The sequence below is a fragment of the Candidatus Latescibacterota bacterium genome, from assembly GCA_019038625.1.
In the GTDB taxonomy this organism is placed as follows: domain Bacteria; phylum Krumholzibacteriota; class Krumholzibacteriia; order Krumholzibacteriales; family Krumholzibacteriaceae; genus JAGLYV01.
The window spans coordinates 1-11,199 of the sequence record JAHOYU010000130.1 but is presented as its reverse complement, the minus strand read 5'-3'; the positions used below and the strand labels follow the sequence as shown (position 1 = coordinate 11,199).

Genomic DNA, 11,199 nt, shown 5'->3' with positions numbered 1-11,199 from the left:
TAGTCCCAGACTAACCCACGAAAATCAAGGGGTCCAGCCGGATCTATAGTGTCTAATCAAAAGGTCCAGCCGGATCTATTAAAGAACGGTTCCTGTCAGCCAGGCGACGGGAACCGTTTTTACTGCCTTCTACGCCTGAAAAACGGCCCCGCAAGACGCAGCAGGGAAGGGAAAAGCCCCCTGCCTGTTAGCATCCGGTGAACCTTCTTGTTCTTCATCACCATATCGCAAAAGCCGCATTGACAGCGTGCCCAGATGTCGGTGCCTCTAAGTGGGACCTCAAGGGCCTCGTCGCGGAACCTGCGATACTCATCGGAGAACCAGAGATCCTTGAACCTGATGTCATTGATGTTGCCTATTGTGATCTTGTCCTTGCACTGGCAGCAGGGAGTCACCGATCCGTCCATCAGGACCCTTGCGAAATACCACCCGGCATAGCAGGGATTTTCGTCGTAGTAGGTCCCCATGGGGTCGTTGACATGATCCGCGGGGTCGGAGCCCGCCCGGCTCACATCGAGGGATAGCATCTCGTCGAGTCCCAGAATAGTGACTCCAAGCTCCGATGCGAGCTTAAAGAAACCGTTTCTGCGATCCTTCAATTCTTCCATATGCCGGCCCGTCAGCTGAAAAGAATTGATCTTGTCCGGATCAAGCTGGAGACTTCCCTCTTCTTTCCTTATAAACGGCTTCAGCGGCTGAATTGCTATATCTGCCCCGTTCTCCCCGCAGAGCCTTATCGCGGCCTCGATGTCGTTGTAGTTTTCCGTGGTGACTATAAAACCGATAATTGTCGGGATCGCAGCGTCCCTCAGGAGCTTCAGCCCCTTCAAAACATTCTCCCACGACTTCTGCGGATCTGCCGGATGCATCCGCCTGTAAGCATCGGCGGAACCCGCGTGGATGCTCAGAAAAGCGCTGTCGAGCACATCGATCAGCTCGGGAAATCTGTGGAGCAGCGTTCCGTTGGAGGTGATCGAAACTTCGATCCCGCGCTTTCTTATCTCGGACAATAACTCGGCGCACTGGGGGTGCATGAGTGGTTCTCCCCCCCCTGCGAGGTTAATGCGCGTCCCACCCATCTTTGCGCAGTCATCGAGCAACTCTATGAAAAGATCCCTTGGGAAATAACTCCGGCGTTCGTCGATGGCCAGGGGGCATGGACTCAGGGGCGAATAGTTGAAACAGATCAGGCAGTGCAGGTTGCAGAGGTTACAGAAGTCGACCATCAGTTCCTCGGGGCCCCTGACCGGTTGGGATCCCCTGCCGATGGGCGCGAGCATGCGAAGATGTCTGTCGATCTTCTTCATATAACGGGGTAGTTTTTTTAATTTTTCAATACCGATGACACCCTCGATTCATTACGCATAATCGACTGCTTTGACTAATACCGTATAGTAGCAATGGTTCTTCATCAAATGCCAGATATTATTCTGGGACATCAATATATAATAGGATTGTGCTAATTAGAGAGGTTGTCCCTCCTGTTTATTCCACCCGCCTTACAATGTTTGCACTTACTCAGATTCGAGTATTATATAAATCACATGTTATTTTTAATTCTCCACACATTCATCTCAGCGCTGAGGTCAACATCCTGCGTTATTTCCAGGGAATCGCTAAATCCAATAATAACAGCGCGGACGACATTTTTAGAAGCGACAGGTATTTTCAGAAGGGACACGAGTGAATTGAACACAATAATCGACGAGGTGTTTTAACAATACCGTGCCGTTTTATTATTGGCGAGGGACAGCCTTCTCATGGAAGGGACACAGGGTTGAGATTGCTCATCCTGCCTCCGCCTGGTTCTGATCGCACACGAGTTTACTTCCTAGCGAAGCAGTATCATTTTTTTAGTTTCCTCGAAATTCTTCGAATTCAACTTATAGAAATATACGCCACTGGCAACACTCGATCCTTGGCCATCCCTGCCGTTCCAATCTACTGTGTAGTTGCCCGCTGGCCTTGTTTCATCTGCGAGCGTCGCCACCAGCCTTCCAGACGTATCATAGATCCTCAACGAGATGTGTCCGCTCTCCTTCAATCCGAATGAAATCGTCGTACTCGGATTGAAAGGGTTGGGGTAATTCTGGTCAAGAAAAGTCGCAACGGGAAGCAGAACCGGATCATCGCCGGTCACCTGTTCTTCACACAATGATGTATATTCGCTCTCGTTGCCGTTAATATCGACCGCTGCGATCTTATAGCAGTAGCCCGCTTCCCAATTCCACCCTGCATCGAAGGTATTCGTCTCGCAAGTAGATAGGAGCAGGTTGCCTGGTCCTGGTTCAAAAGAAGATCCTATATCACGATAGATGTTGTAGAGGTCAAAGTCTCCCTCCATGTTCGGATTCCAGGTAAGCCAGAGACCTTCCGGGGCAAAAGACTGTGTACCCGTGAACCCGGCCGGGGAACAGGGAGCGAGATCGTCTACCGAGTATCCGCTATCAGGTTCAGAGACATAGAAGATCGAGGGATCGGACGTGTGGGCGATGACCTGGAAGTAGTGATAATCGTCATTGACGGCCGTTGAATCGAAGAGTGTCGGCACTGCCTTGGCATAACCCTCGAGACGATAGGCTGCCTGTGTGAAGATCAGTTCCCAATAAAACATGGTCCCGTTGAGGATAGCGTGACGAAGGATGGGACCTTCTCTTTCCTCCCATGCTGCATCCAGCGCCTCAGAGGGACTGGAAACGACCACCGCATCCCTGCTGATCATACTCTGCGCTGCTGGGGTCTCCAACGCCCGCCAGATAGTATACTCCGTGATATCTCCGGTCAGAAAATCAGTCCGGGGAGCATCCCAGATCAGGTTCACAAATCCACCCTCGTCACCGTATATATCACTTACCGAGTGAATAACGGGATCAAGAAGACCCAGTCTTCCCTCAGCGTTGATCTGCTGGGCATATATGTTAGGTTCATCGAACCTATCTCCCTCCCAGGCGATTATTGCACCTCCGGAACCATCGGATGTGATCCGGGGCATATCCTGGGACTGAGCCGTGGAGACAGGCATTCCATTACTCGCCCACTGCATCGATCCTGAATGATCTATCCTTTGAGCGTATATGGTATTACCGCGCGTGTCCTGCCACGTTGCGATCGCCCCTCCGGCTCCATCGGATACTAACCCCTTTGAAAAAGGTTCCGTGATATAATCACCAAATACTTGGCAGATTGGGACTCCATCGATATTCCACTGAACGACGCCAGCGGCATCGATCCGCTGGGCCACTAAGTCAGAGAACACGACGTTCCTCCTGTCGATCCACCACACGATAGCTCCGCCCGCTCCATCCGACACTATTTCAGTATCGTACTGATCTCCTATCGCGGTACAGAGTGCCACTCCATCGGTTGTCCACAGGGCCGCACCCGTAGCATCTATTCGCTGTGCATAGATGTCCAGCTGGAAACCGTTTCGCACGTCATGCCATGCTATGATCGCTCCGCCTGCTCCGTCGGAAACGATGCAGGGCCAATTTTGTTCATTCGCAGCTGTGCAGACAGGTACTCCGTTAAAGGTCCAGAGAATGTTGCCGTTGGAGTCGACCCTCTGCGCGTAAATGTCGTTGGTACCGCTTCGCTGGTCGAACCACGTCATGATCGCTCCGCCGGAGCCATCCGATATTATCTGCGGCCCTTCCTGTTTACCAGCAGCAATACAGATTGAATCACCGTCAGCACGCCAGAGAGGCACTCCGGAGCCATTTATCCGCTGGGCGTATATATCACCCTGGCCGTGTCGATTGTCCATCCAAACAACAATTACACCGCCAACCCAATCCAATACCAACTGTGGATCGGACTGCATTGACACCTCGGTGCAGACAGGCGCTCCATTATAGGACCAGTGGTCAGTTCCATCGCCATAGATCCGCTGGGCGTAGATCTTAGAAGCAAAGTTGCGGCCATCTTCCCATACTATGAAAGCTCCACCCTGCAAATCGGAAATTATCTGGCATCTTTCCTTATCTCCCCCGGCAGTGCAGACAGCTTTTCCATAAGAGCCCCACTGCGCATTTCCCATCAAATCGATCCGTTGGGCGTATATATCTCTAACAAGATAAGTATCATATACATGGGTGGAATCCTCCCATACTATGATTGCGCCTCCTGCGCCATCTGTTGTCAATTGACACCTTCTTTGAACTCCTGGCTTGATGGTGACTTCTACTCCGTCATTTGACCAGTCTGCCCACAGCGACGGTACAATGCTGACAATAAACAGAAGATTCAGAATCAGAACGATCCTCATGACTCGGTTCATGTTATGTCATCCTTTCGAAATTTAATGTGGGGAAATCAATATTAAATAAACAGACAAAGAGGAATCGGGATGAATAACGGAGGGTGAAGCGCATTTTCCTCATCTTTGTAGCTAGGGTGATGCCTCAATAAAAAATCGAATTGTTTTGGTATTGTACCATATATTCGCTTGGAATGATACCAAATTTATACCTTTGCGAATGATATAATTGCTGTAATATTGTAACAGTTGCAGCAAGCTCCCGTTGTTCCTCCCATTTATTCCTGTTGTCCCTCGCCATTATTCATCCTGCATTGATTTCAATAGGTTGCAAGTGCTGTCCCTTCCTGTCCCTCCTATTAATACCATCCGCCTTACAATGTTTGCGGTTACTCTAAAGTGGTCAGTTTCTTCAAAAAGGAATATTCTTCTCCTGACCATGAAATCAGCACACCATCTCCCACACCATAACATCATGTTTTCCAAATAATTAATTGGCAGTGCTCAGGCAGATATCTTACCACCCCACCAGCCTGGGGTCCCCCCGGCGCTCGATTGGGTCGGGGCGCGTTGGGTGGGGATGTTCCGGGATACGCGTTTAATGGCTAAGTGGAGCGTCGGGTTTTGCGGCGTACAGGCGGCCTAGACTTATTTCTACAAGGTAGAAGAAACCCGCCTTGATATAGAGGTGCCTTCTCATGGAAGGGACAGGGGCTGCGACTGTTGGCCAGTTGGTGGTAGCCAGATTAATTGTGATGGGTTATCCTCTTTTTTTCTTTTTGATAATATTTATTGTTCCAGCATGATTGCAGAAGTGCACTGCACGTTACAGCTTGCTGGCAAGGAGGCCAAATGAGATCAACAATAAGAATTCTAGTCGTGATCCTCACCCTGGCGGTGTTCTCTGCTTGCACTCCCGAGTCAAAAAGCGGTGTCTCGCAAGGGCCAGAGAAGCTCGATGATGGTTGGAATGTTGCATCGCCTACTTTTTTCAACGCCAACTTAGCTCTATTAGATTCGATGGTATCCCGGACTGAGTCGGGTGCTTACGTAAATATCCACAGCGTTCTCGTTGTCAAGGATGGTATGTTGGCGTTGGAAGAATATTTCGAAGGGAATAGTCGTAACACACTCCATGAGATCCGTTCCGCCACCAAATCGATCGGTTCCATGTTGACGGGAATCGCGATCGATAAAGGTTTCATAAAATCGGAAAATGAGCCCATGTACAAGTTCTTCGAGGATGACTACAAGCCTACCAACGGCTGGACCGAGAGAGCAAAACAGGTCGAGATCCGTCACCTGCTCAATATGATGTCGGGGTATGAATGCGATGACCTCGTTACTCATTTCGCTTGCGAAAACGCAATGTATCGTTCAGACGACTGGGTGCAGTACTCGATCGACCTGCCCTTCACCTATTCACCGGGCGGGTACTGGATGTACAACAGCAGCAGTCTCATTCTTGTTGGCGAGGCGATTGCACGAGGATCGGGGCTCAAGCTGGAATCCTTTGCAGATCACTATCTCTTCGAACCGCTCATTATCGAGCGATTCCAATGGCAGTTTTCTCCCAAAGGACGAGCCTGGATCGGTGGCGGTGCAAGAATGGTCCCGCGAGAGATGGCGAAAATAGGCCAGCTAATGCTGAACCGCGGAGTCTGGAATGGCCAGCGCATCTTACCCGAAGAGTGGATCGATAAGAGCACGACAAAACAAGGGGAGATGCGAAGCGGTGTCGACTATGGTTATCTGTGGCAGAGAGCATCCTCGTATATCGGTCGGGATCTGGTCACGGCGTATTGGGCATCGGGTAATGGCGGGCAGTACATCATTGTTCTTCCGAATAATGCAATGGTAGTGGTCTTCACGGGCGGCAACTACGACAGTCCACTCGCTGGTCAACCCTTCCAAATGCTCATAGATTACATCTTGCCGGCGTTTCTTCGCTCTGTTCCGCTTGAGACAATGACTCTCACTCAGGAAGAGATGGCACGTTTGACAGGAACTTACATGCTGGATTTCGAACCGTCGGCCACATCGACCATCCGCATTCACGACGACAGTATTATTCTCATCTCTCCGGAGAACGAATCCATCAACCTGGTTGCCCACTCCCCCACATTCTTCACGGGCGATTCACAGTATGGCCGTGTGACTGTAGTGTTCGAGGAATCCAACCAAGGAGAGATAGTCAAACAAACCATCTACGGTTATTTACAGAGTTTCGTTTTTAAACGGAAATAACTAATCGAATCTTACTCGGTCAGCTTTTGTGGCCAGATAGAATAAATGGGAGGGACAGCCGTGCAATTCATACTGTACAAACTAGTATCTTCTTGACATCTATATTATTCATCCATAATCTAAATCTACACCCTAGGGGGTTCCTACTTCATATAGTCAGTAAACTAAGGTTTCTCGATGGTCTTACTAAATCCGATTGTATTGATTGTGTCTCAATGCGGATGTAAGAATTGAGGGCATAGTCGAATTCACATCGCATTCGTCTCAAAGGAGGCAACCATGATGGAACGCCTATTCGCTCCTAATCGTCCCGTAGCATTTTGTGTTGGAGTAGGCATGCTCGTGTATAGTTTGATCTTCACGAACACATGCTTCGCACAAAACCTGGACATCAACGACGATACTACCTTTGTTGATGTGAACACATCAAAGATCGACACTTTTAATAACCAGTATGTTTTTTCTCTAGGCTATTCCTTCGGCAGTACTAATTCGCCATTGAATGTAGAAAAGTCAGTTAACTCCGGCAACCAGAGAGACAGCGCTCCTCTGCTGGCTCTGTATGCGGAACTTAACAGATATCACCGCGTTGGCGGAAGTGTAAGACTGGCGTTGGCGAACTTTGGCCGTCTTACGAAGTTCCTGTCTACTGATCCGAGTGATCCAAGTACGACAACAGACGACTCGCTGGGTACGGTTCGCCGATCAATTATCGCCGAGTTCGACGTCCATACTCGCTTTGGAAATGCAGATGAGTCTTCTTTCATGCTTCTCTTGAACACAGGGTTTATCTTTGATGCCCAAGGTGATGACAACGCCGGAAAAGTTGCCGATGCAAGCTCATACTTATTCCTTGGTGCCGCGATAGAAACTTCATTCGGAAATGGTTCTCAGTTGCGCGTCGACGCACTTATTGGCCAATCCGAGGTAATGACCGACATCGAGTTATTCTCCAAGGCGTGGAGTAAGAAAGACGTGATCCGATTTCGTCCCAAAATACGCTTCCTGCTCAAAGACAAAATATTTAAGAAGAACCCTGTGATCCTGGGATTATCTGCAGATCTCGGTGTATCGGACAAATTTGGAGATACGTACGTCGTATTTATCTCTCGGCTATTCGGAGGTAGCTGATCATGTTCAAAAAAAACAAACCAAAACAGATCACTCAAGAAACTGTCATCGCCAATGAACACGAAGCAATTGATGAAATCAAGGAAGAAAAGACGACAGAGGGATATTGGGGATTAGCACTATCTGGAGGTGGAATCCGTTCAGCGTCTTTCAGCTTGGGAGTCTTACAAGCACTAGTCAAACACAAAATACTCTCCGAAATCGACTACCTGTCCACGGTTTCGGGAGGTGGCTACATCGGCACTTCATTAACATGGTTCTTGGGTAAAAAAGGTTTTGGAACAGATCCAGAGAACTTTCCTTTTGGAAGACCAACCTACCAAAAGGATGAAAATGGAACAAGAAAGAACGAGAGTGAGGAAATCGATAAAGCAGATGAAAAAAGCAATCGGATACTTAACTACATCAGACAGAATGCCTCTTACCTTACGCCGGGTGGTGGGTTAGGGATCCTCTCCTTGTTTGCCGTAGCTATGCGAGGTATATTTTTGTCGTTTTTTGTGTACGGAGCTCTACTTATAGCACTGATCGACATTGTATCGCGGGCTCAATTATTTTCTAATAAATCTATTCCACTTCCTTGGGGCATACAAATAGGATCGTTACCTCTTGCACTTCAACTTTCTATTGGTATGGTTTGCTTTTTGGCTGTGTGCGCACTCTTGTATTCATTGTCCGGAACACGTAAATACAAATTTCGCGTATCAGGTCAAAAGTTCATAGGCATTATATGGGGGTTAGCAATATCCTTTGCGATCATCGGTTCTGTTCCACTAGTGTCAAGCGGACTGCGAGTTTGGATTGCCGGAGGCCTTACCGGTATCGGTACAATCGTCGGATTCGTAACTGTATTAATGAAAAGTAATGGTTCAAAGGAGAAAAAGCGGCACCCGATCAAAACAGTTTTACCACAATTCGCCGCCGGGGCCCTTATCTACGGATTAATTCTTGGAGCATATTCTATCATCCTAATCAACAAGACTCCAGAATCGGCACAAGGGATTCACTGGAGTATATATATTGTTCTTGGAATCGCTTTCTTTGTGGGCATTACTTCTAAACTCAATAACACTGGCCATCACCGGATGTATCGCGATAGATTGATGGAGTTGTTCATGCCAGACGATGTGGCAATCGATACAGGAACCTGGAATCAAGCTCGTAAGGCTGAAAAACAATTACTCCATAAGATACACACAGGTCGACCATATCACCTAATCAATACCAATCTTGTATTAATCGATTCGTCAGTGCGTAAATATCGTGACCGTGGCGGCCATAGCTTTACTTTGTCACGCTTATACTGTGGCTCCGACGCAACTAAATGGTGGCCTACTACGAGTTTTGCCGGAGGATGGAAATGGCTTCGTAGGCGTGGGATGACGTTGGCATCCGCTATGGCTATATCGGCAGCGGCAGCCAATCCAAATACCGGTAGCTGCGGACGAGGACCGACGCGTGGCAGATTTGTTTCAGCATTGATGACACTTCTAAATATTCGGCTAGGATACTGGATCCGCAGTACGGAGTCTGCAGATGAACCCAACATGATCGTTCCAGGTATTAAAGCACTCCTAGGCCGAGGCTTCAGTGAAAATGCAATGTTTCTAGAACTTACAGATGGAGGCCACTTCGACAACACGGGTATTTATGAATTGTTGCGACGTAAAGTTAAGCTCATCATCCTAGCGGATGGATCCGCCGACCCAAGTTTCAGTTTCGGTGATCTTGCAAACGTGATTGAAAGAGCAAGAGTAGATTTTCGTGTAAGAATCCGTTTTGAAAACACAAGTCGTTCGTTGGATGGTTTGGTACCAGAAACTGCTGATTCTGATTCAAAGGAAGGCAGTTCCAAGTTAGCGAAGCGAGGATACGCAATTGCGACTATTACTTACAATAACGGTGATGAAGGTCATATGATATATATTAAAACAACACTTGTACCAGATCTTCCAGCTGACGTATATGGCTACAGTGCAGAATACCCTAGTTTTCCTGATCAAAGTACAGGCGATCAGTTCTTTAATGAACGTCAGTTCGAAGCATATCGTGAACTTGGATATCAACTAACAGATAATGCTATGGAAGACACGAATGTGAAGACTATTCTAAAGAAGTAACTATAATGATCTTCACATTACCATGTATTCTAAATTATCAATTTGCTTCACTAAGACGGATACCTCCAGCCTCACTAGCATGGGTTCCCCCCAACACTCGATTGGATCGGTGTGCGATACTGCTGTCTCACAGCTCTCGAAAGCCAATACGATATTTAATCAATCCATGGATGGAATTTTCAGGAGGGGCATGCTCGCCAATAAATGTTTTTGGAGTGGGGAGCTTACGGAGCCTCTCAAGAGAAAGTGCGAAAAACTCTAGACACTACCAGTTCACTCGCTGAATCCGGAGATGCAGTATCGAGACTTAACGTTCAGTCCGTCGAAGGTGGCAATTCTACTTTTTATCTGTTCTGAGCATAGGGATTCTTACACGAATTATTTAATATCAGATAAATATATAGAAGCTTGATACTGGACAATAACCTTCTCAATTACTGCAGCACCTTCAACATCTACCCATCGAATATAAATTAACTTATTGTTCTTTAAAGAAGGTGCTTTACCTTTAAGAATTACCCATTTACATTCCTTGGGTGCAATTTTGAGAATATGTTTTGATGGATCTTCCCACTCAGATAAATGCATATTACCATTTTTCAACCGTCGATTTTTGTTATCAACAATATCACTTGAAATTTTATCCAATATACAGTCAACCGTCCCAATATTACGCAATATAATTACAGCCGTTACATTTCCCTCTGGACTTGCAGAGAATGAGAGTAAACTTCCCATTAATTCAACTTCAGGTTGTTCTGGAGGAAATATAATACCAAGCTTTTCCCATACATTTACATTTACTGGCTGAATATAAGAAGCAACCATAACTGATTGCGATAAGAACACAATACAGACACAAATAACAGAAAGCATAATATATTTAATTTTGCTCAGTTTAATATTGAAATATTTCTTTATACACCTCCAGAGTGATATGCCAGGAACGATCATACATAGTACTATGCATAGAGGTATGATATAATCCTCTACAAACCCTATCATTGCCCATCCGCTTTCAAATGATCCCTTTTGAAACACTACATTAAACACCAGTGCAATAAATAAGTAGTTGAATAATCCCAGTGAAAAGAAATAGATATACATTTGCATTCTCAATTGTCTGTTTTTGATATTATCCTTCAAGGATATGCTAGAAAGAATAACAGCCAGAATATATATGTTTATGACTAATGGGATACTGCTAATAATAATTTCTTTTATAGACAAGTTCATTAACGTAAGTAGTGTTATTTTTGTTATAGGAATATTAAAGCTACGAACATAGTTACCGATAAATGAGCTTATTATAAGAAATGTATACGGTCCTAATATTGAGTAACCATTGTCCTTGTTTTTCAGCCTGAACACTAGAGATTCTGGTTTTATAATCAGCACCCAAATTAATCGTATTAACCTAGGTACTATTTCAATAATCCTATAGAA

6 protein-coding genes are annotated in these 11,199 nt (G+C 46.4%); 3 read left to right on the top strand and 3 right to left on the bottom strand.

Translation table 11 applies throughout. From position 1 onward, the window contains the following. Window positions 1–119: 119 nt before the first annotated feature. Both KOO63_10200 and KOO63_10195 read right to left on the bottom strand, forming a co-directional pair. On the bottom strand, window positions 120–1,307 hold the full coding sequence (locus tag KOO63_10200) for a radical SAM protein (GenBank protein MBU8922175.1): 1,188 nt from the start codon (window positions 1,305–1,307) through the stop codon (window positions 120–122). Between the two features lie 524 nt (window positions 1,308–1,831). Beyond that, complete coding sequence (locus KOO63_10195; protein MBU8922174.1) at window positions 1,832–4,276, bottom strand: T9SS type A sorting domain-containing protein; 2,445 nt, start codon at window positions 4,274–4,276, stop codon at window positions 1,832–1,834. Between the two features lie 831 nt (window positions 4,277–5,107). Here KOO63_10195 and KOO63_10190 point away from each other — a divergent pair. The 3 genes from KOO63_10190 to KOO63_10180 all read left to right on the top strand — a co-directional run bounded on the left by KOO63_10190 (window position 5,108) and on the right by KOO63_10180 (window position 9,753). Next, window positions 5,108–6,502 (top strand): beta-lactamase family protein, encoded by a 1,395-nt coding sequence (locus KOO63_10190; protein ID MBU8922173.1) that lies wholly within the window; start codon window positions 5,108–5,110, stop codon window positions 6,500–6,502. A 279-nt stretch (window positions 6,503–6,781) separates the two neighbouring features. Continuing rightward, a complete protein-coding gene (locus KOO63_10185; GenBank protein ID MBU8922172.1) occupies window positions 6,782–7,633 on the top strand; it encodes a hypothetical protein in 852 nt (283 codons plus the stop codon). 2 nt (window positions 7,634–7,635) lie between these two features. Beyond that, entirely contained in the window at window positions 7,636–9,753 is a 2,118-nt protein-coding gene (locus KOO63_10180) for a patatin-like phospholipase family protein (protein MBU8922171.1), read from the top strand. A gap of 378 nt (window positions 9,754–10,131) precedes the next feature. On the opposite strand, the gene KOO63_10175 is transcribed toward KOO63_10180, so the two are convergent. After that, on the bottom strand, window positions 10,132–11,199 hold a 1,068-nt coding region (locus tag KOO63_10175), incomplete at its 5' end, for a hypothetical protein (protein MBU8922170.1).

Bases quoted from the DNA above. Each gene is read 5' to 3' on its own strand.
- KOO63_10190 (MBU8922173.1), top strand. From the start codon at position 5,108: ATGAGATCAACAATAAGAATTCTAGTCGTGATCCTCACCCTGGCGGTG.
- KOO63_10200 (MBU8922175.1), bottom strand. From the start codon at position 1,307: ATGAAGAAGATCGACAGACATCTTCGCATGCTCGCGCCCATCGGCAGG.
- KOO63_10195 (MBU8922174.1), bottom strand. From the start codon at position 4,276: ATGAACCGAGTCATGAGGATCGTTCTGATTCTGAATCTTCTGTTTATT.
- KOO63_10180 (MBU8922171.1), top strand. From the start codon at position 7,636: ATGTTCAAAAAAAACAAACCAAAACAGATCACTCAAGAAACTGTCATC.
- KOO63_10185 (MBU8922172.1), top strand. From the start codon at position 6,782: ATGATGGAACGCCTATTCGCTCCTAATCGTCCCGTAGCATTTTGTGTT.